Here is an 18,796-nt window from a genome sequence, read left to right as displayed (position 1 = left end):
CATCGTTCGCCTCGTCCATTTCAATATCGAACCGGACGAGACAGGATGATGGCGACCACGGACCTTCCGCGTAAGGCGAAGATGCCAGACCGGCGCGTTTCTGTGCCACGCGCCGAGTTGATATCAGCCGAGACCAATGCCAACTCGGTCACGGAACTGCGCGAGGCGGCACAAGGTTGCCGTCGCTGCCCCCTGTGGCGCAATGCAACACAGACCGTCTTCGGTGAAGGGCCCGATAACGCCAAGGTGATCTTCGTCGGCGAACAGCCGGGTGATCAGGAAGATCTCGCCGGAAAACCGTTCGTTGGCCCGGCGGGCAAGGTCTTGGATGCCATACTGGACGACGCAGGAGTCGACCGGCAGAAAGTCTACGTCACCAACGCGGTCAAGCACTTCAAATTCGAGCCGCGCGGCAAGCGTCGCATTCATTCCAAGCCGAATGCCGGCGAGGTTCAGGCCTGCCGCTGGTGGCTCGACAAGGAGTTCGAGTTGATCAAGCCAAATCTTGCTGTCGCGCTTGGCGCGACGGCGGCGTTGTCGCTGCTGGGCAAGGCAACACCGGTTATGAAGATGCGCGGCCAGGTAATCGAGCGCGAGGATGGCTTGCGCGTGTTCATCACCATCCATCCCTCCTTCGTCCTGCGCATCCGTGAAGCCGCGGACAAGGAGGCCGAGCGCGAGCGTTTCCTGAGGGATATGAGAGAGGTGAAGCGGCTGATGGCTGCCTGAACCGGTCGCCTATCGGATCAATATCGCCCTGAGATCGTTGACATTCGTGCCCGTCGGGCCGGGCACGAAGAGATCATCAATCGAATGGAACGCCGTCCAGGCGTTGTTGCCGGCCAGCATCGCCTTGGCACCGACGCCGGCGGCGCGCATGCGCGAGACGGTCGAACCGTCGGCGAAGGCCCCGGCATTGTTTTCCGAACCGTCGATGCCGTCGGTGTCGGCCGCCAGGGCATGAATGCCTTGCACGCCGTTGATGCCGATGGCGAAGGCAAGCAGGAATTCCGAATTGCGGCCGCCCTTGCCTTTTGCCCGCAAGGTCACGGTTGTTTCGCCGCCCGAGAGAATGACGACCGGCTTCGTAAATGGCCGGTTGCGCGTCGCCACTTCGCGCGCGATGGCCGCGTGGACACCGCCGACCTCACGCGCTTCGCCCTCGATGGCATCGGAGAGGATGACGGCCTCTATCCCTTGGCGCTTGGCTTCCGCCGCTGCTGCTTCCAGAGACACGCCGGCCGAGGCGATCAGATGCACTTCATTGAGCGAAAAGCGCTGGTCGTCGGGATCTGGAGCGTCGGCCGCCGGCGAATTGATATGCGCCATCACCGAGGCCGGCAGCTTCATGCCATAGGCCGATATCGACGCCAGCGCGTCTTCTCGGCTGCCGGTATCGGGGACCGTCGGGCCGGAGGCGACAAGGGCGGGATTGTCGCCGGGAATGTCGGAGACCACCAGCGACACCACCTTGGCCGGCCAGGCAGCAGCGGCCAGCCGGCCGCCCTTGATGGTCGAGACATGCTTGCGGATGGTGTTCATCGCCGCGATCGGCGCGCCGGAGGCGAGCAGCGCCTCGTTGACGGCGATCTCGTCGGCCAGCGTGAGCCCAGCCGCCGGTGATGGGAGCAGCGCCGAACCGCCGCCGGAAATCAGCGCCACGACCAGATCGTCGGCGGTCAGTCCCTGGACCTTTTCCAGCAGTCGCCGTGAGGCCTCGAGGCCAGCGGCGTCCGGCACAGGGTGTGCCGCCTCGATGATCTCGATGCGTTCGCATTTCGCGCCATAACCATAGCGGGTGACGACCAGCCCTTCGATCGGCCCGTCCCAGACCTTCTCGAACGCCGCCGCCATCTGCGCCGAGCCTTTGCCGGCACCGATGACGATGGTGCGGCCCTTTGGCCTGGCCGGCAGATGGTCCCTGATCGTCCGTTCCGGATCGGCGGCGGCAACGGCGGCGTCGAAGATGGAGGTGAGGAAGGCCTTGGGGTCGAGCACGGTCATTCAGCTTCCGAAGCCAGTGCCAGACTACGTTTGTCGACACCCAGGTGATCGCACAGCGCATCGACGACCACGCCGTGATCCTCGCGTTCCGGCAGCCCGGAGACCGCGATCACGCCGATGACGCCTGCGCCTTTGACCGTCACCGGAAAACCGCCACCGGCGAGGACATATTCGGAGATGTCGAGGCCCTCGCCGATCTTGAAGGCGCGGTCGGGGCGTTGCTGCTCCAGCACCATGCGGTAGGTGCTTCTCAGGAACCGTTTCACCACATTGATCTTGCGGCGCGCCCAATCGGGATTGGAAGCATTCGATCCCGGCATGGCCGCATAGAACAACGGCCGGTCCCACAGCCTGATGTCGACGACGATGGGCAGGTTTTCGGCGATTGCGCGGGCGCGGATGGCGGCGCCGATCTTGAAGGCGACGGCCTCATCGAAGGCTGGGAAGACAAGAACTTCTTCCTGTTTCCGGATCAGTGCGATGTCGTCCGCAGCGGCCATGTCGTTCCCCTGTCAACTTCGCCGCACGCTTTGACCGATGGCTGCCGCCGGGTCAAGCGTCTGTGCGACTTCGTAAGGTCGTGCGCGTCGGTGTGTTGAGATCCAGGTCAGGCCGGGTCGAAAATGGTGGCTTCCGAGAACCGGAGCGGAGCGTACATTGGGTACGTCAGTGCCGGAAGCGCAGGAAGCCACCATTTGCAGGCCGGCATCACCTGAATATCAGCATGCCTAATTCGCCATGTCGCTCTTGGCCGCCCGCCCCGCGACATAGACCTCGCGCACGGCGCGGTCGTCGCCCAGCGTCTGCAGCAGGAACAATTCCTGCGCCAGCGTCTGCGCCGTTTCCATCCTCAGCCGCATCGCCGGCGTCGCCCGGGCGTCGAGCACGACGATGTCGGCGTCGGTGCCCTGATCCAGCGTGCCGATCTTGCCGGCCACCGACAGCGCCTCGGCATTGCCGCGCGTGATCTGCCAGAAGGACTGGAACGGGTTGAGCTTCTCGCCGTTCAGCGCGATCACCTTGTAGCCCTCGTCCATGGTGCGCAGCATGGAATAGTTGGTGCCGCCGCCGACATCGGTGGCAGCGGCGATCCTGAGCGGCTTGTCGCGGCGGCGAAAGCGCTGGTAGTCGAAAAGACCGGAGCCGAGGAACAGGTTCGAGGTCGGGCAGAACACCGCCACCGAGCCGCTGTCCGACAGCGCGTCCGCTTCGCGTTCACTGAGGTGGATGCAGTGGCCGAACAGGCTCTTCTTGCCCAGCAATCCGTAGTGTTCGTAGACATCGGTATAGTCGCGCGACCGGGGATAAAGCTGCTGCGTGAAGGCGATTTCGGCGTGGTTTTCCGACAGGTGCGTCTGCATGTGCAGGCCGGGATGCTCGCGGCACAGCGCACCGGCCATCTCCATCTGCTCCGGCGAGGAGGTGATGGCGAAGCGCGGCGTAATGGCGTAGTGCTGGCGCCCCTTGCCGTGCCATTCCCTGATCAGCGCCTTGGTGTCGTCATAGGCGGATTGCGGCGTGTCGAGCACACCTTCGGGCGCGTTGCGGTCCATCATCACCTTGCCGGCGATGTTGAGCATGTTGCGGTCATGCGACTCGGCGAAAAAGGCTTCGGCCGAGGCCTTGTGCACCGAGCAGTAGGCGGCCACCGTCGTGGTGCCGTGCCGCACCATTTCGTCGAGGAACAGCCGCGCGATACGGCGGCCATGCTGGGCGTTGGCGAATTTCGTCTCTTCCGGAAAAGTGTAGGTGTTCAGCCAGTCGAGCAGTTCGGCGCCATAGGACGCGATGACCTGCATCTGCGGGAAATGCACATGGGTGTCGATGAAGCCCGGCAGCAAGAGGTGCGGCCGGTGGTCGATTTTTTTGGCGCCCTCACCGGCCTGCTTCTCGACTTGCGCATAGGCGCCTGAGGCGACGATCCGACCGCCGCTTATCAGCAGGCCTCCATCTTCCTCGTAACGCCAGGCCGAATGGTCGTCGATGGTTTCAGGCCAGCGCACGAAGGACAGCGTGCGGCCGCGCAGAAGTGTCGAGGTCATGCTATTTCCCCGCGCCTTCGAACCAGGCCACCAGCAGCGCCCGTTCCTTGTCGGTGATCTGGCTGACATTGGCGGGCGGCATGGCGTGGCTGCGGCCGGCCTGCAGATAGATCTCGCGGGCATGGTTGGCGATGTCCGCATCGGTGTCGAGCACAACGCCCTTGGGCGCGTGGTAGATGCCTTCATAGACCGGTTCCTGGGCATGGCACATCGAGCAGCGGCCGAGCACGGTGTCGCGCACGGCCGGGAAATGCGCGGAAGCGATATAGACCTCCGCCGAGGCGGATGCCTTGGGCTCGCCGGTCAGCACCTTCGGCACGGTCGACAGCCAGATGATGATGAGGAACAGGACAAGGGCGCCGAGCCAGGTCCAGTGTGGGTTGCCGGCCCGCTTGTGCACGGTGTTGAAATAGTGCCGGATCAGCACGCCGATGATGAACACCAGCGAGGCGATGACCCAATTGAACTCAGTGCCGAACGCCAGGGGATAGTGGTTCGACAGCATCAGGAACAGAACGGGCAGCGTCAGATAGTTGTTGTGGAGCGAGCGCTGCTTGGCGATCTTGCCGTATTTCGGGTCGGGCTTGCGGCCGGCAATCAGGTCGGCGACGACGATCTTCTGGTTGGGGATGATGACCATGAAGACGTTGGCCGACATGATCGTGGCGGTGATGGCGCCGAGATGCAGGAAGGCGGCGCGGCCGGTGAACAGATGGGTGAGCCCCCAGGCGATGAACACCAGCACGCAGTAGAGCACCAGCATCAGGCCGGTGTCGCTATTGCCGAGCGGCGAGCGGCACAGAAGATCATAGACCACCCAGCCGACGCCGATCGTTCCCAGCGACAGCAAGATGCCAGCCGGCACCGACATCGGCAGCACATTGGGATCGATCAGGAACAGGTCGGCCCCGGCATAGTAGACCACGCACAGCATGGCGAAGCCGGACAGCCAGGTGGCATAGGATTCCCATTTGAACCAGGTCAGGTGCTCCGGCATCTCGGCCGGCGCCACCAGATATTTCTGGATGTGGTAGAAGCCGCCGCCGTGCACCTGCCATTCCTCGCCGAAGGCGCCGACCGGCATGCCCGGCCGCTGGCGCAGGCCGAGATCGAGCGCGACGAAATAGAAGGACGAGCCGATCCAGGCGATGCCGGTGATGACGTGCAGCCAGCGCACGGCGAAGCTCAGCCAATCCCAGAAAATCGCGAAATCCATCATTGAAGTCGTCCCTGCCGATGACGCGACTTTACGGTGTGGCGCGCAAACGGAAAGAGGCGAGGTGTGCGATGACTTTCAAAAAAAAATGGAAAATACTAGGTTTGTCGCTGCAAACCGGCGAAGGTGCTCCCCATGGCCTATCTCGACAACATCGCCGTCTTCGTTCGCGTCGTCGAACTCGGCAATCTGTCGGCGGCCGGCCGCGACATGCGCATTTCGCCGGCGGTCGCCTCCAATCGCATCAAGGAACTGGAGAAGCACCTCGGCGTGCGGCTGTTCAACCGCACGACGCGGCAATTGATGCCGACCGAGCATGGCACGGTTTTCTACTCGGGCGCCAAGCAGGTGCTGGAGGCGATCACCGAAGCGGAAGCGGCGGTGTCGGCTTTGTCCGGCCAGCCGCGCGGCACCATTCGCGTGACAGCGCCACTCGGCCTCGGGCGCCGGCTGGTGGCCTCGGGCATTCCCGATTTCCACGACAAATATCCTGACATCGAGGTGCGGCTCAGGCTCTCGGACCACAATGTCGACATCATGAAGGAGGGCATCGACGTCGCCTTCCGGCTCGGCATCATCGAGGATTCAAGCCTCAGGATGCGCGGCATCATGGAGTGCGAACGCGTGCTGGTGGCGGCGCCGAACTATCTGGAGGCGCGCGGCGAACCGGCGGAGCCGCAGGAGCTGATCGGCAAGAAACACGACTGCCTGATGCTGCGCTATTCCGGCGCACGCGAATATGTCTGGACACTGCAGACCCCCGCCGGCCCGCAGAAATTCGAGGTGCACGGACCCTACGACACCGACGATGGCGATGTGCTGACCGGCTGGGCACTGTCGGGACGCGGCATCATCAACAAGCCGCGCTTCGAGGTCGAACCGTTCATCCGCGACCGTCGGCTGCAGGTGATCCTGGCCAACACGCCGCCAACGCCGGTGCAGTTCGCCGCCGTGTATCCGCACAAGAAGCTTCAGGACCCCAAGGTGCGGCTTCTGCTCGACTTCATGGCCGAGCGCTGCCAGCGGCTGATCAAGGATATCCTGGCCGGCAAGTGAGCGGCTGGCCGACAAGTGAGGGTCCACTGGTCTATCCGCCGGACTTGCCTTGCGCACCGGCGAACCTAGGTTGGCGCAATGCATCTCGCCATTTCGCTCAACATCGCTGCCGCCAACGAACAGGCCGTTCTGGATTTCGGAGAGATCAAGACCTTCGTGCGGGCGGCAGAGGCGGCCGGCATCGATATGGTGGTGATTTCCGACTCCGCGGAAGGGTCATCAAGCAGCCCGTTCGAAGCGACAACGCTGCTGGCCGCCCTGGCGACCGTCACCGATAAGATAGGGTTCGTGGCCAGTGCCTCGACGGTTGCCCATCAGCCCTACAATCTGGCGCGTCGTTTCGCTTCGCTCGACATCATCAGCCATGGTCGTTCCGGCTGGCATGCGACGATGGTGCAGGGCTCTCGCGAAGCCGCCAATTTCAGCCGACCGGAGGGGTTTTCCGACGCCGACTTTCGCCGCCGCGCCGAGGAATATATCGGTATCGTTCAAGGCCTGTGGCAGGGCTGGGATGAGGATGCTCTGCTGTTCGACAAGACAGGTGGCCGCTTCCATGATCCCGAAAAGATGGATCTGCTGGACCACAGGGGCGAGTTCTTCTCCGTGCGCGGGCCGCTGAACGTCGCACGCTCGCCGCAGGATACCCCGGTGCTGGTGCTGTCAGGCCTATCCGAGCCCGACCTGGATATTGCGGCCCGCACCGCCGATGTCATTTTGCTGGAGAGCGGGTCGGCCGAGCGCGCGAAAATACGCTTCGATGAGCTGAAGCGTCGCGCAACGGCCGCCGGGCGCGATCCCGACGCTGTGAAGGTGCTGACGAATATCTCGTTCGCCCCGGATGATGGGGCAGCCGCCACCGCGGACAAGCTGGAAACCCAATTGCGGGCGAAAAGCTGCGACGGCTTCAACATCCGGCTGCCCGCGCAGCACTCAGCGCTCGACGATTTCGCCGATCGTGTTCTGCCGGAGTTGCGGCAACGCGGCCTTGTCCGGGAGGGCTATCACGGGGCGACGTTGCGCTCGCATCTTGGACTTGCAGGCGGAGGTGACCGATGACCGCGCAGATGAAGCTCGGCGCCTTCCTGTGGGCGACGGGTCACCACATCGCCGCCTGGCGCCACCCGAAGGCGCATGTCACGGCAGGCATCGACATCGACCACTACATCCAGCTGGCGCGCACGGCGGAGGCGGCGAAGTTCGACATGATCTTCTGCGAGGATGCCGCCGGCTTGCGGGAGGCCAATGTCGGCATCGCCAGCCAGACGTCGCGTTCGATCGGCTTCGAGCCGATCAGCCTGCTTTCGGCGCTGGCGGTCCAGACCAGCCGCATCGGCCTCGTGTCGACGGCCTCGACAAGCTACAACGAGCCCTACGGACTGGCGCGGACTTTCCTGTCGCTCGATCATCTGAGCGGCGGCCGGGCCGGCTGGAACCTGGTCACCTCGGCCAGCCCGATCGAAGCCGCCAATTTCGGCTCGACGGGCCTCAAGCCCCATGCCGACCGCTACGAGCGGGCGCGCGAATTCGCCGAGGTGGTCACCGGCCTATGGCACGGCAAGGCTTCCGGCCATGACGGCCAGAGCTTTTCGGTTCGCGATCCGCTCGACCTGCCGCGCTCGCCGCAGGGCGCACCGGTCATGGTGCAGGCCGGCGCCTCGGATGTCGGCCGCGACCTTGCCGCCTGCACCGCCGATGTGGTGTTCACGGCTGCGCAGACCTTCGAGGAGGCGAAGGCCTTTTATGACGATCTCAAGGGACGCATGGCCGCCTATGGACGTGAGCCTGACGACATCAAGATCATGCCAGGCGTCTCACCTGTGGTGGCGGAAACAGAGGCCGAGGCCCGGGAGAAACATGAGGAATTGCAGGAGCTGATTCCGGACGATGTCGGCGTGGCGCTGCTGTCCAGCTATCTCAGCATCTCCGATCTCTGGCGCTACCCGATCGACGGGCCGCTGCCGGACTTGCCTGACAGCGAGGGGATGAAAAGCCGGCAGGCGCTGGTCGTCGAGCAATCGCGCCGCGACGGCCTTTCCATCCGCCAGCTGGCCCGCCACTTCGCCGGCGCGCGGGGCCATTGGCGCATTGTCGGAACGGCGGCGCAGGTCGCCGACGAACTCCAGGCGCGGTTTGAGGGCGGTGCGGCCGACGGCTACAACGTCATGCCGTCCTGGTTCCCGGGCGAGCTCGATGCCTTTGCCACGCTGGTGGTGCCGGAACTGCAGCGGCGCGGCCTGTTCCGTAAGGAATATGACGGCAACACGCTACGGGAGCATCTGGGCTTGAAGCGGCCGGCGTGAGCTGGAGACTTCTATGCTTCGTCCATCATCCGGGCCGTGCCAGAAACCCTGACCGAGCTGCCGATCTCAGGCCGAATATCGGCATGCAGACGCGACCGCATGCCCATGTCCTCGCCTTGCACGACATCGATCGCGCCGCCATGCAGCCAGCCAATGTCGCGCAGATAGCCGGCAAAGGCAGCTGTCGAGGCGCCCGTCGCCGGATCCTCATAGACGCCACCTGAAGCAAAAGGATTGCGCGTGTGGAACAGTCGTGGCGTTTCGCCATAGGCCAACAGGATCGTTACCAGCCCTTCGCGACGCATCAGGGCCTGTCCGGCTTTCAACTCGTAGCGCATCGCGGCCAGTGCCTCGCGCGATCCGAGGGCCAAGACCAGATGGTCGGCGCCGCCGTGGATCAGCGCCGGCGGAATGGCCGGATCGAGATCGGCCGCGGTATAGCCGAACAATGCCAGCGCCTCGGTAATCAGCGCCGGCGGCCCCGGCTTGCTGCGTGTCGGCGGCGACTGCAACGCCGCGGCGATGGTCGCACCGTCGCGGAACCCTTCGACAGTGATGTTCGCCTGGTTGAGTTTCAGCGGGAAAATCCCATCGCCGAACTGCCGGACCAGGGCGGCTCCCAAGGCGATCGTGGCGTGACCACAGAAGGGGACTTCGGATTCCGGCGAGAAATAGCGGACCCGCCAGTTATCTCCCTGCCTGGCGGCAAAGGCCGTTTCAGAGAACCCGACTTCCGCTGCCAGACGCTGCATCTCGGCCGCATCGGGCAAGACATCGCCTATCAGCACCCCGGCAGGATTGCCGCCGGTGTTGCCATCCGAAAAAGCCGCGATTTTCAGAACGCCCATGTCTCCACACCTCATGCCGCAACGCCGGGTGGATATAGCAAACGGATCTTTCCCGCGATTGAAAAACGGACAAGCCGCTGAGCAGCTGTGACTAACCGGCGAGCACCCTGTGCCGCGGCACCTGATGGTCGGCATTTGATGCAGCTCTATGCACGACCAGCGCGGTCATGATCTCGGCGGCAGCAAGTGCCGCAATGACTTGAGGGCGCTTGTCCTTGACGGCGTCGCCGCCGATTGGCGAGACGAGACGGGCAAATTCCGCTTCTGTGCCTTCGGCCGATTTCAGGAACCAGTTCCTGAACGTCGCTTTCTTGGTCTTCGAGCCGATCATGCCGACATAGGCCGCATCGTCGCGTTTCAGCGCTTCGGCGACGATCAGGAAATCCAGCGCATGGTCATGGGTGAGGATGGCGAAGGCGGTGCCGGCGGGCGCGTTGCGCACTTCGGCCTCGGGCATCGGCGTCAGCCGCGTCTCGACGGTTTGCGGCATGCCTTCCAGCGCCTCGGCCCGCGTCTCGATGACGGCGCCGTGCACGGGAAGCAGCGACATTGCCGCTGCCAGCGCCTGGCCGACATGACCGCCGCCGAAGATATAGACATGCGGTAGATGCGCTTCTTCGGCTTCCGCCGCTGCAACCAACTCGTTGGCGAGATCGACATCGACGAGCCGGATCAAGACTTCGACGCGGCCGCCACAGCATTGGCCAATCTCCGGTCCGAGCGGCACGTCCAGTGTAGCGCAGACTTCATCGGCCTCGATGCGGGCTTCTTGGCCCTGCGGCTTGCGGCGAGGTGACGACGCCACCATCTGCCGCGCCCTGTCGATCGCCATATATTCGAGCTGGCCACCGCCGATCGTGCCAAAAATCGCCTCCCGCGAGACCAGCATGAAGGCGCCCTTCTCGCGTGGCGTCGAGCCCTTGGTGCCGGCCACTTCGACCAAAGCGACGCGACCCTGGCCAGCCAGGAAGTCTTTCAGGCTTTGCACTTTCGAAGTCATCATTCGCATTCCCGTGCGGGAAACATAGGGTTTTTCGACCTGAATTGCACGTTTTGCCGGATTCAGGCCTTCGCCTCGCCTTTCAGCCGCTCGATCGCCATCAGCACGCGCTCCGGCGTCGCCGGGGCGTCAAGGCGCGGACAGATCCTGTGATCGGCGACGCTGGCCACCGCATCCGACAGCGCATGCAGCACGGACATGCCTAGCGGGAAGGGCGGCTCGCCGACCGCCTTGGAGCGGTGGATCGTTGGCTCGCTCGCTTCCGGCCAGTCGGCCAAAGTGACGTTGAAGATCTTCGGCCGGTCGGAGGCGAGCGGGATCTTGTAGGTCGACGGCGCATGGGTGCGCAGCCGGCCCTTGTCGTCCCACCACAATTCCTCGGTCGTCAGCCAGCCCATGCCCTGGATGAAGCCGCCCTCGATCTGGCCGAGGTCGATGGCGCGGTTCAGCGAGCGGCCGGTCTCGTGCAGGATGTCGGTGCGCTCGACCACATATTCGCCGGTCAGCGTGTCGACCGAGACTTCCGAGCAGGAGGCGCCGTAAGCGAAATAGTAGAAAGGGCGGCCCTCGCCCTTGTCGCGATTCCAATGGATTTTCGGCGTCTTGTAGAAGCCCGCCGCCGACAGCTGGATGCGCGCCATATAGGCCTGCTTGACGAGATCGGCGAAGGCGATCTCCTGGTTGCCGATGCGCACCCGGTTGGGCAGGAACAGCACCTGATCGCGCGGCACCTGGTATTTCTCGGCAGCGAAATCGGTCAGCCGGCCCTTGATCTGGCGAGCGCCATTCTGTGCCGCCATGCCATTGAGGTCTGAACCGGACGATGCCGCTGTGGCCGAGGTGTTGGGCACCTTGCCGGTGGTGGTGGCGGTGATCTTCACCTGGTCGAGATCGATCTGGAATTCTTCCGCCACCACCTGCGCGACCTTGAGGTAGAGCCCCTGCCCCATCTCGGTGCCGCCATGGTTCAGATGCACCGAACCATCGGTATAGACATGCACCAGCGCGCCGGCCTGGTTGTAGTGCGTGGCGGTGAAGGAAATGCCGAACTTGACCGGCGTCAGCGCCAGGCCGCGCTTGACGAAACGGCTGTTGGCATTGAAGGCCGAAATTTCGCGCCGCCGCCGCGCATAGCAAGCGCTCTCTTCGAGTTCAGTGACGATGCGCTGGATGATGTTGTCCTCGACCGTCTGGTGGTAGGGCGTGATGTTGCGGTCGCTGGTGCCATAGAAATTCTTCTTGCGGATCTCGAGCGGATCCTTGCCGACCGCGAACGCCACCTCGTCGATGACGCGTTCGGCGCCGACCATCCCTTGCGGGCCGCCGAAACCCCGGAAGGCAGTGTTCGACACGGTGTTGGTGTAGAGCGGCGCCGATTGCGCGTGCACGGCGGGCCAGAAATAGGTGTTGTCGCAATGGAACAGCGCGCGATCGGTCACCGGGCCTGACAGATCCGACGAGAAGCCGCAACGCGCGGCGAACATGAAATCGACACCGAGAATGTTGCCCTCGTCATCGAAGCCGACTTCGTAGTCGACGAGGAAATCATGGCGCTTGCCGGTGGCGATCATGTCGTCGTCGCGGTCGGGCCTGATCTTGACGGCGCGATGGTGTTTCTTGGCGGCGATGGCCGCGAGCGCGGCAAACTGGTTGCCCTGCGTTTCCTTGCCGCCGAAACCGCCGCCCATGCGGCGGATCTCCACCGTGATGGCATTGCTGGGTATGCCGAGCGCATGGCTCACCATGTGCTGGACTTCGCTTGGATGCTGGGTCGAGGAATAGATGGTGACGTCCTGATCCTCGCCGGGTACGGCCATGGCGATATGGCCTTCAAGATAGAAATGCTCCTGGCCGCCGACGCGCATCTTTCCCTTCAGCCGGCGCGGCGCCGACTTGATCGCAGCGGCGGCATCGCCGCGCTTCAAGGTAAGCGGCGGCGTGACGAGCTTGTCCTTCCTCGGATCGAGTCCGCCGATGTCGGTGACGAAGGGCAATTCCTTGTATTCGACCTTGGCCAGCCTGGTGGCGCGGCGTGCCTGTTCGCGGGTTTCGGCGATGACGCAGAAGATCGGCTGGCCGAAGAACTCAACCTTGCCGTCGGCGAGCACCGGCTCATCGTGCCGGCCGGTCGGCGAAATGTCGTTCTCGCCCGGCACATCCTTTGCCGTGAGCACATCGACGACACCGGAAGCAGCGCGCACCGCCGAAAGATCCATGCGGGTGATGGTGGCATGCGCGGCGGCCGAGAGACCGAGGCAGCCATGCAGCGTGCCGGCCGGTTCCGGCATGTCGTCGATGTAGACGGCGGTGCCGCTGACATGCTTGTGGGCGGAATCATGCCGCTGATCGGTGGCGACGCCGCCGACGATCTTCTCAGCCTTGAGATTTGATGTGGCGTGCTTGTTCATCATGCCGCCTCGTTGCGGGACACCTGGAAGGGCGCCCTGGTGCCGGAGGTTTCGACGAAGAAGCGCAACAACAGGTTCTTGGCCGCCAGCGCCCGGTATTCGGCTGACGCCCGCATGTCGGTGAGCGGGGTGAAATCCCTGGCATATTGCGCCATCGCCGTCTCGACCGTCTCTTCGGTCCATGGCTTGCCGAGCAGCGCCTGTTCGACAAAAGACGCCCGCTTCGGCGTCGCAGCCATGCCGCCATAGGCGATGCGCACATCGGCAACCGTACCGTCCTTGGCTAGCGTCAGCAAGAAGGCGCCGAGGGCAGCGGTGATATCCTCGTCGCGGCGCTTGGTGATCTTGTAGACGGCAAATTTTTCGCCCTTGGCCGGCACGGGCACGTGCACGGCCTCGACGAACTCGCCCGGTTGCCGGTCCTGCTTGCCATAGGCGATGAAGAAGGTTTCCAGCGGGATCGTGCGCCGCTTCTTGCCCTTGCGCAGCGTCAGGCGCGCGCCGAGCGCGATCAAGGGCGGCGGCGTGTCGCCGATCGGCGAGCCGTTGGCGATGTTGCCGCCGATGGTGCCCATGTTGCGCACCTGTTCGCCGCCGATGCGGTCAAACAGCGGCCCGAGCGCCGGGATGGTTTTGGCCAGCGTCGAAAAGGCTTCGCTGTAGGTGACGCCGGCGCCGATCGAAATGACGCCCTTGTCTTCGGCGATGGTGCACAGCCCGTCGAGATTGCCGATGAAGACCGCCGGAGAGATGTCGCGCATGTGCTTGGTCACCCACAGGCCGACATCGGTCGAGCCGGCAACGATGGTGGCGCCGGGTTCCTGGTCGAGCACATTGGCGAAATCGTCGACATTGGCCGGCACGATAAGCCGCGCCTCGGCCGAACCGATCTCGACCCGCGCGCCGTCCCGCAAGGCTTCCAGCCTCGCGGTGATCGCCTTGCGCTCCGCCGCCAGCGGATCCTTCGCCGCTTTGCCGTAACTGGAGATGGCGTGCGCGGCGCGGACAATCGCCTCGTAGCCGGTGCAGCGGCAGAGATTGCCTTGCAAAGCCTTTTCGATCGCCGCGTCCGACGGCTCCGGCGACCGCATCCACAGGCCATAGAGCGACATGACGAAGCCCGGCGTGCAGAAGCCGCATTGCGAGCCGTGGAAATCGACCATCGCCTGCTGGACGGGATGCAACTGGCCGGGCTGACCACGCAAATGTTCCACTGTCACGACATGGGCGCCGTCGAGCGAACCGAGGAAGCGGATACAGGCATTGACGCTTTCATAGACCAGACCGGCGGCCGAAAGCTTGCCGACCAGAACCGTGCAGGCGCCGCAATCGCCCTCGGCGCAGCCTTCCTTGGTGCCGCGGAGCGAACGGTCGAGACGCAGCCAGTCGAGCAGGGTCGCGTCCGGCGCCACCGACGACAGCACGACATCCCTGCCATTGAGGATGAAGTGGATTTCGTTGCGGATTTTGATCTTGGCCATGCCTCAGCTCCCCCTGTAGGTCGAATAGCCATAGGGCGAGATCAGCAATGGCACGTGATAGTGCACTGCCTCTGCCATGCCGAAACGGATCGGCACACTGTCAAGGAAAGCCGGTTCCGGCAGTTCTGTGCCCTGGCCGCGCAGATAGTCGCCGGCCGCGAACACCAGCTCATATTGGCCGGCGCGGAACTCGGCGCCCGCCAGCAGCGGCGCGTCGCAACGGCCGTCGATATTGGTCGCGACTGTCTTCAAATGTGTCCTGGCCGAACCGTCAAGGCGATAGAGCGCGATCGACAACCCAGCCGCCGGCTTGCCGGTCGCGGTGTCGAGGACATGCGTCGTCAGACGTCCGCCATCGGCTTTCGACGTTTCTGCCACTGGCGCCTCCCATTCCCGGTACAGTCGAACAAAGCAATGAATTGTGCGCCAATTAAAGGCGATGCATAAGTCCCGGTCGAGCGGAGCGGCACAAAAACACTTTCAAAAATTTCAAGGGAATGCGGCGGCAACCCTTTCGACTATCCTGATCACAACTTCCGGCAGTGTCCGGCAGGAGGGGCAATGCGTTACGAAAGAGACATGCGCGGCTACGGAGCCAATCCACCGGATCCGAAATGGCCCGGCGGGGCGCATGTCGCCGTGCAGTTCGTCGTCAATTACGAAGAGGGCGGTGAGAATTGCGTGCTGCATGGCGACAAGGCGTCGGAAGCCTTCCTGTCGGAGATCGTCGGCGCCGCGCCCTGGGTGGGACAGCGCCATTGGAACATGGAATCGATCTACGAATATGGCGCGCGGGCCGGCTTCTGGCGGCTGTTGCGCCTGTTCAGCGAGTCGCAAGTTCCTGTGACCTGCTACGGGGTCGCCTCGGCACTTGCCCGCTCGCCCGACCAGGTCACGGCCATGCAGGACGCCGGGTGGGAGATCGCCTCGCACGGGTTGCGGTGGATCGACTACCGCGATCATAGCGCCGAGGACGAGCGCCGCGACCTCGAGGCGGCAATCAAGCTGCATTACGAGGTGACAGGCCAGCGCCCGACGGGCTGGTACACGGGCCGCACATCGGTCAACACGGTGCGGCTGGTGGCCGAAGAAGGCGGCTTTGACTATGTCTCCGACACCTATGACGACGAACTGCCTTACTGGTTCGAGCATGCCGGCGGCACGCAGCTCATCATCCCCTATACGCTCGACGCCAACGACATGCGCTTCGCCACGCCGCAGGGCTTCAATTCAGGCGACCAGTTCTTCGCCTATCTCAGGGATAGTTTCGACACGCTCTATGCCGAGGGCCAGGCGGGGCGGCCGCGCATGATGAATATCGGCCTGCATTGCCGCCTCGTCGGGCGGCCGGGCCGGGTGGCGGCGCTGAAGCGCTTCGTCGACTATGTGAAGTCGCATGACAAGGTCTGGCTGGCGCGGCGCATCGATATCGCCAAGCACTGGCAAGAGAACCATCCCTACAAGCCGGCGGCACTGCGCCCGTCGAAAATGGAATTCGAGACATTCGTTCACACTTTCGGCGGCGTGTTCGAGCATTCGCCCTGGATCGCCGAGCGGGCCTACGAGCTGGAGCTGGGCCCGGCGCACGACACCGCGGGCGGCCTGCACAATGCGCTCTGCCGCATCTTCCGCGCTGCCAGCGAGACCGAGCGGCTGGGTGTGCTCAACGCCCATCCCGACCTTGCCGGCAAGCTGGCCAAGGCCAGGCGGCTGACGGCGGAATCGACAAGGGAACAAGCCTCCGCCGGCCTCGACGCGCTGACCGACAAGGAGCGCGAACTGTTCTCCAAGCTCAACGCCGCCTACGTCACCACCTTCGGTTTCCCCTTCATCATCGCGGTGAAGGACAAGACCAAGGAGGAAATCCTCGCCGAGTTCGAGGCGCGCATCGGCAACAGCCGTGGCGTCGAATTCGAGACCGCCTGCAAACAGGTCGAGCGCATCGCGCTGCTCCGCCTCAGAGACATGCTACCGCAATAGGTTTGAACCCATGGACACGATCAGGATGCCAGAGCGCACCTACTACGCACCGCATGGCGGCCATCCCGGCCAATCTGAATTGCTGACAGGCCGCGCCGTCTTCACCGAGGCCTACGCCGTCATTCCCAAGGGCGTGATGCGGGACATCGTCACCAGCGCCTTGCCGTTCTGGGACAAGACCCGCGTCTGGATCCTGTCGCGGCCACTGTCCGGTTTTGCCGAGACATTCTCGCAATACATTGTCGAGGTGGAGCCTGGCGGCGGCAGCGACCGGCCGGAGCCCGACGCCGGCGCCGAAGGCGCCCTGTTCGTGGTCGAGGGCGAACTGACCGTTCTGCTTTCCGGCAAGAAGCATATGTTGCGGCCCGGCGGCTTTGCCTTCCTGCCGCCGGCGAGCGGCTGGACCGTTCGCAATGAAAGCAAGGCGCCGGTTCGCTTCCACTGGATCCGCAAGGCCTACGAAGTGGTCGACGGTCTCGACGTGCCGGAAGCCTTCTTCACCAACGAGCAGGAGATCGCGCCGTCGCCGATGCCGGGCACCGAAGGCCGCTGGGCGACGACCCGCTTCGTCGATCCCGCCGATCTGCGCCACGACATGCATATGACCATCATCACGCTCGAGCCGGGCGCCGTCATTCCCTTCGCCGAGACGCATGTGATGGAACACGGGCTCTACGTGCTGGAAGGCAAGGCGGTCTATCGCCTCAACCAGGACTGGGTCGAGGTCGAGGCCGGCGACTATATGTGGCTGCGCGCCTTCTGCCCGCAGGCCTGCTATGCCGGCGGCCCCGGCAAGTTCCGCTACCTGCTCTACAAGGACGTCAACCGGCACGCCAAGCTCGGCGGCGTCGGCATCGGCGGTCGCGCGCGGTGACCCGCATCACAGCACAGAAGCTGACCCGGGAGGCCTTTGCCCCCTTCGGCGATGTCATCGACATGGGTGGCGACAACCATTACCCGATCAATGGCGGCAAGGCCGAGCGCTACCACGACCTCGCCACCGCTGAAGCCACGGGACCGAACGCGCGCGTGCTGATCTCGATGGTGCGCGGCACGCCTTACGAACTGCCGCTGAAACTGACCATGGTCGAGCGGCATCCGTTCGGCAGCCAGGCCTTCATTCCGCTGTCGCCGCGTCCGTTCCTGGTCGTCGTCTGCCTTGACGGCAAGGAGGGGCCGGGCGAACCGCACGCCTTCATCACCGCGCCCGGACAAGGCATCAACTATTCGCGCAATCTCTGGCACGGCGTGCTGACGCCGCTTGGCGAGCCACAGGATTTCCTGATCGTCGACCGCGGCGGCGACGGCTCGAATCTCGAAGAGTTTCATTTCTCGCACGCCTACGAGATCCATCTCCCCTGAAAGCTTTTGATCCCCATGACCGACATTTCCTTGATCGACCGCCTGCTCGACGTTATCGAGCACGATATCGTGCCGAAGACGGCCGAGGGTGTTGCCCATGGCAACAAGCTGTTCGGCGCGGCGATCCTGCGCAAGGACGACCGCTCGCTGGTGCTGGCCGAAACCAACAACGAGATCGAAAATCCGCTCTGGCATGGCGAGGTGCACTGCCTGAAGCGGTTCTACGAGATGCCGAAAGCCGAGCGCGTCGACACCAAGGACGCTCTGTTTATCGCCACGCATGAGCCCTGCTCGCTCTGCCTGTCGGCGATCACCTGGACCGGCTTCGACAATTTCTACTATCTCTTCAGCCACGAGGATTCGCGCGACAGCTTTGCGATCCCGCACGACCTGAAGATCCTGAAAGAGGTCTTCACCCTCGACCCAGGCGGCTACAACGCCCAGAATGCCTATTGGAAGAGTTTTTCCATCCGCAGGATGGTGCGGGCGCTGCCCGAGGCGGAACGCCAGCGGCTGGAGACACGCATCGGCAAGATCTCGGCACGCTACGACGCGCTGTCCGGCGCCTACCAGGCGAGCAAGGGCGAGAACGATATTCCGCTAGACTAACCTTCGGCCGCAGGATCATCCACTTTGAATTGCCCCCTTTATGGTGGCACATTGCGGCATGGAAAAAACGCATGGCGACAAGAGAAGGAAGTAAAACGATGATTTCCCCCGAAACCGGGGAAACCCTGACGCGTCAAGTGCGTCCATTCACCGTGACCTATAAGGGCGAGAGCATGATTGTCGACCTGCCAGGTTACTATCCGGCTTCGCAGGGCGAAGGTGTGCATGTTGGAGACGACATGACTGCTGTCGACGCAGCTCTTCGTGCCCTCAGGGAAAAGATCGATGGCGTGCCCGCTCCGGCAACCATCCGGCGGATGCGCACAAAGCTCAAACTGTCACAGCGCGAGGCGGGATCGCTGTTCAAGGTCGGCGAGAATGCCTTCGACAAGTATGAAAGAGGCCTGATCGAGCCTAGCGGCCCGACCATCCAACTGATGACGTTGCTGGAAGGACATCCCGAATTGTTGGACGAATTGCGGTAACGGCA

General features: G+C 63.7%; 18 protein-coding genes. 9 read left to right on the top strand and 9 right to left on the bottom strand.

Annotated elements, in window-relative coordinates; translation table 11 throughout:
• Window positions 1–48: 48 nt before the first annotated feature.
• Complete coding sequence (locus tag FJV83_RS13015; RefSeq protein WP_095789488.1) at window positions 49–729, top strand: UdgX family uracil-DNA binding protein; 681 nt, start codon at window positions 49–51, stop codon at window positions 727–729.
• 9 nt (window positions 730–738) lie between these two features.
• On the opposite strand, the gene FJV83_RS13010 is transcribed toward FJV83_RS13015, so the two are convergent.
• The 4 genes from FJV83_RS13010 to FJV83_RS12995 form a co-directional block, all read right to left on the bottom strand.
• Window positions 739–2,004, bottom strand: coding sequence for a glycerate kinase (locus tag FJV83_RS13010; protein WP_142886102.1), 1,266 nt, complete (start codon window positions 2,002–2,004; stop codon window positions 739–741).
• Window positions 2,001–2,504, bottom strand: coding sequence for a heme-degrading domain-containing protein (locus FJV83_RS13005; RefSeq protein WP_142876168.1), 504 nt, complete (start codon window positions 2,502–2,504; stop codon window positions 2,001–2,003). The genes FJV83_RS13010 and FJV83_RS13005 overlap by 4 nt, the downstream gene beginning before the upstream one ends.
• 228 nt (window positions 2,505–2,732) lie before the next feature.
• Window positions 2,733–4,046 carry a guanine deaminase gene (gene guaD, locus FJV83_RS13000; protein WP_142886101.1) on the bottom strand — a complete coding sequence of 438 codons (1,314 nt, stop codon included), beginning with the start codon at window positions 4,044–4,046 and terminating at the stop codon, window positions 2,733–2,735.
• A 1-nt stretch (window position 4,047) separates the two neighbouring features.
• Entirely contained in the window at window positions 4,048–5,265 is a 1,218-nt protein-coding gene (locus FJV83_RS12995) for a urate hydroxylase PuuD (protein ID WP_142886100.1), read from the bottom strand.
• A gap of 132 nt (window positions 5,266–5,397) precedes the next feature.
• On the opposite strand from FJV83_RS12995, the gene FJV83_RS12990 reads away from it, so the two are divergent.
• From FJV83_RS12990 to FJV83_RS12980, 3 genes are all read left to right on the top strand, one after another.
• Window positions 5,398–6,318 carry a LysR family transcriptional regulator gene (locus FJV83_RS12990; protein WP_142886099.1) on the top strand — a complete coding sequence of 307 codons (921 nt, stop codon included), beginning with the start codon at window positions 5,398–5,400 and terminating at the stop codon, window positions 6,316–6,318.
• Between the two features lie 78 nt (window positions 6,319–6,396).
• The gene (locus FJV83_RS12985; protein WP_142886098.1) at window positions 6,397–7,374 is read left to right on the top strand and encodes an LLM class flavin-dependent oxidoreductase; all 978 of its coding nucleotides are present in this window, start codon (window positions 6,397–6,399) and stop codon (window positions 7,372–7,374) included.
• On the top strand, window positions 7,371–8,618 hold the full coding sequence (locus FJV83_RS12980; protein WP_142886097.1) for an LLM class flavin-dependent oxidoreductase: 1,248 nt from the start codon (window positions 7,371–7,373) through the stop codon (window positions 8,616–8,618). Before FJV83_RS12985 ends, FJV83_RS12980 begins: the two co-directional genes overlap by 4 nt.
• A gap of 11 nt (window positions 8,619–8,629) precedes the next feature.
• Here FJV83_RS12980 and FJV83_RS12975 read toward each other — a convergent pair whose 3' ends face one another.
• From FJV83_RS12975 to uraH, 5 genes are all read right to left on the bottom strand, one after another.
• Window positions 8,630–9,466, bottom strand: a complete 837-nt coding sequence (locus FJV83_RS12975; RefSeq protein ID WP_095771568.1) for a PhzF family phenazine biosynthesis protein — start codon at window positions 9,464–9,466, stop codon at window positions 8,630–8,632.
• Window positions 9,467–9,557: 91 nt separating this feature from the next.
• Window positions 9,558–10,466 (bottom strand): xanthine dehydrogenase accessory protein XdhC, encoded by a 909-nt coding sequence (xdhC, locus tag FJV83_RS12970; RefSeq protein WP_142886212.1) that lies wholly within the window; start codon window positions 10,464–10,466, stop codon window positions 9,558–9,560.
• A 62-nt stretch (window positions 10,467–10,528) separates the two neighbouring features.
• Window positions 10,529–12,874, bottom strand: a complete 2,346-nt coding sequence (gene xdhB, locus FJV83_RS12965; RefSeq protein WP_142886211.1) for a xanthine dehydrogenase molybdopterin binding subunit — start codon at window positions 12,872–12,874, stop codon at window positions 10,529–10,531.
• The gene (gene xdhA / locus FJV83_RS12960) at window positions 12,874–14,355 is read right to left on the bottom strand and encodes a xanthine dehydrogenase small subunit (protein WP_142886096.1); all 1,482 of its coding nucleotides are present in this window, start codon (window positions 14,353–14,355) and stop codon (window positions 12,874–12,876) included. Before xdhA ends, xdhB begins: the two co-directional genes overlap by 1 nt.
• Window positions 14,356–14,358: 3 nt before the next feature.
• Window positions 14,359–14,733: a hydroxyisourate hydrolase gene (uraH, locus tag FJV83_RS12955; RefSeq protein ID WP_095771565.1), complete on the bottom strand. Its 375-nt coding sequence runs from the start codon at window positions 14,731–14,733 to the stop codon at window positions 14,359–14,361.
• Window positions 14,734–14,916: 183 nt separating this feature from the next.
• Between uraH and puuE the strand changes: the two genes are divergently transcribed.
• The 5 genes from puuE to FJV83_RS12930 all read left to right on the top strand — a co-directional run bounded on the left by puuE (window position 14,917) and on the right by FJV83_RS12930 (window position 18,791).
• Window positions 14,917–16,335, top strand: a complete 1,419-nt coding sequence (gene puuE, locus FJV83_RS12950) for an allantoinase PuuE (protein WP_142886095.1) — start codon at window positions 14,917–14,919, stop codon at window positions 16,333–16,335.
• Window positions 16,336–16,345: 10 nt separating this feature from the next.
• Window positions 16,346–17,209 carry a bifunctional allantoicase/(S)-ureidoglycine aminohydrolase gene (locus FJV83_RS12945; RefSeq protein ID WP_142886094.1) on the top strand — a complete coding sequence of 288 codons (864 nt, stop codon included), beginning with the start codon at window positions 16,346–16,348 and terminating at the stop codon, window positions 17,207–17,209.
• Complete coding sequence (locus tag FJV83_RS12940; protein ID WP_095771562.1) at window positions 17,206–17,697, top strand: ureidoglycolate lyase; 492 nt, start codon at window positions 17,206–17,208, stop codon at window positions 17,695–17,697. Before FJV83_RS12945 ends, FJV83_RS12940 begins: the two co-directional genes overlap by 4 nt.
• A 15-nt stretch (window positions 17,698–17,712) precedes the next feature.
• Entirely contained in the window at window positions 17,713–18,306 is a 594-nt protein-coding gene (locus FJV83_RS12935) for a nucleoside deaminase (RefSeq protein ID WP_095789427.1), read from the top strand.
• 71 nt (window positions 18,307–18,377) lie between these two features.
• Entirely contained in the window at window positions 18,378–18,791 is a 414-nt protein-coding gene (locus tag FJV83_RS12930) for a type II toxin-antitoxin system MqsA family antitoxin (RefSeq protein ID WP_142886093.1), read from the top strand.
• Window positions 18,792–18,796: the final 5 nt, after the last annotated feature.

Source organism: Mesorhizobium sp. WSM4307, from assembly GCF_007003945.1.
GTDB lineage: Bacteria > Pseudomonadota > Alphaproteobacteria > Rhizobiales > Rhizobiaceae > Mesorhizobium.
This window is presented reverse-complemented; position numbering and strand designations above follow the sequence as displayed.

Bases quoted from the DNA above. Each gene is read 5' to 3' on its own strand.
- FJV83_RS13015 (WP_095789488.1), top strand. From the start codon at position 49: ATGGCGACCACGGACCTTCCGCGTAAGGCGAAGATGCCAGACCGGCGC.
- FJV83_RS13010 (WP_142886102.1), bottom strand. From the start codon at position 2,004: ATGACCGTGCTCGACCCCAAGGCCTTCCTCACCTCCATCTTCGACGCC.
- FJV83_RS13005 (WP_142876168.1), bottom strand. From the start codon at position 2,504: ATGGCCGCTGCGGACGACATCGCACTGATCCGGAAACAGGAAGAAGTT.
- guaD (WP_142886101.1), bottom strand. From the start codon at position 4,046: ATGACCTCGACACTTCTGCGCGGCCGCACGCTGTCCTTCGTGCGCTGG.
- FJV83_RS12995 (WP_142886100.1), bottom strand. From the start codon at position 5,265: ATGATGGATTTCGCGATTTTCTGGGATTGGCTGAGCTTCGCCGTGCGC.
- FJV83_RS12990 (WP_142886099.1), top strand. From the start codon at position 5,398: ATGGCCTATCTCGACAACATCGCCGTCTTCGTTCGCGTCGTCGAACTC.
- FJV83_RS12985 (WP_142886098.1), top strand. From the start codon at position 6,397: ATGCATCTCGCCATTTCGCTCAACATCGCTGCCGCCAACGAACAGGCC.
- FJV83_RS12980 (WP_142886097.1), top strand. From the start codon at position 7,371: ATGACCGCGCAGATGAAGCTCGGCGCCTTCCTGTGGGCGACGGGTCAC.
- FJV83_RS12975 (WP_095771568.1), bottom strand. From the start codon at position 9,466: ATGGGCGTTCTGAAAATCGCGGCTTTTTCGGATGGCAACACCGGCGGC.
- xdhC (WP_142886212.1), bottom strand. From the start codon at position 10,466: ATGACTTCGAAAGTGCAAAGCCTGAAAGACTTCCTGGCTGGCCAGGGT.
- xdhB (WP_142886211.1), bottom strand. From the start codon at position 12,874: ATGAACAAGCACGCCACATCAAATCTCAAGGCTGAGAAGATCGTCGGC.
- xdhA (WP_142886096.1), bottom strand. From the start codon at position 14,355: ATGGCCAAGATCAAAATCCGCAACGAAATCCACTTCATCCTCAATGGC.
- puuE (WP_142886095.1), top strand. From the start codon at position 14,917: ATGCGTTACGAAAGAGACATGCGCGGCTACGGAGCCAATCCACCGGAT.
- FJV83_RS12945 (WP_142886094.1), top strand. From the start codon at position 16,346: ATGGACACGATCAGGATGCCAGAGCGCACCTACTACGCACCGCATGGC.
- FJV83_RS12935 (WP_095789427.1), top strand. From the start codon at position 17,713: ATGACCGACATTTCCTTGATCGACCGCCTGCTCGACGTTATCGAGCAC.
- FJV83_RS12930 (WP_142886093.1), top strand. From the start codon at position 18,378: ATGGCGACAAGAGAAGGAAGTAAAACGATGATTTCCCCCGAAACCGGG.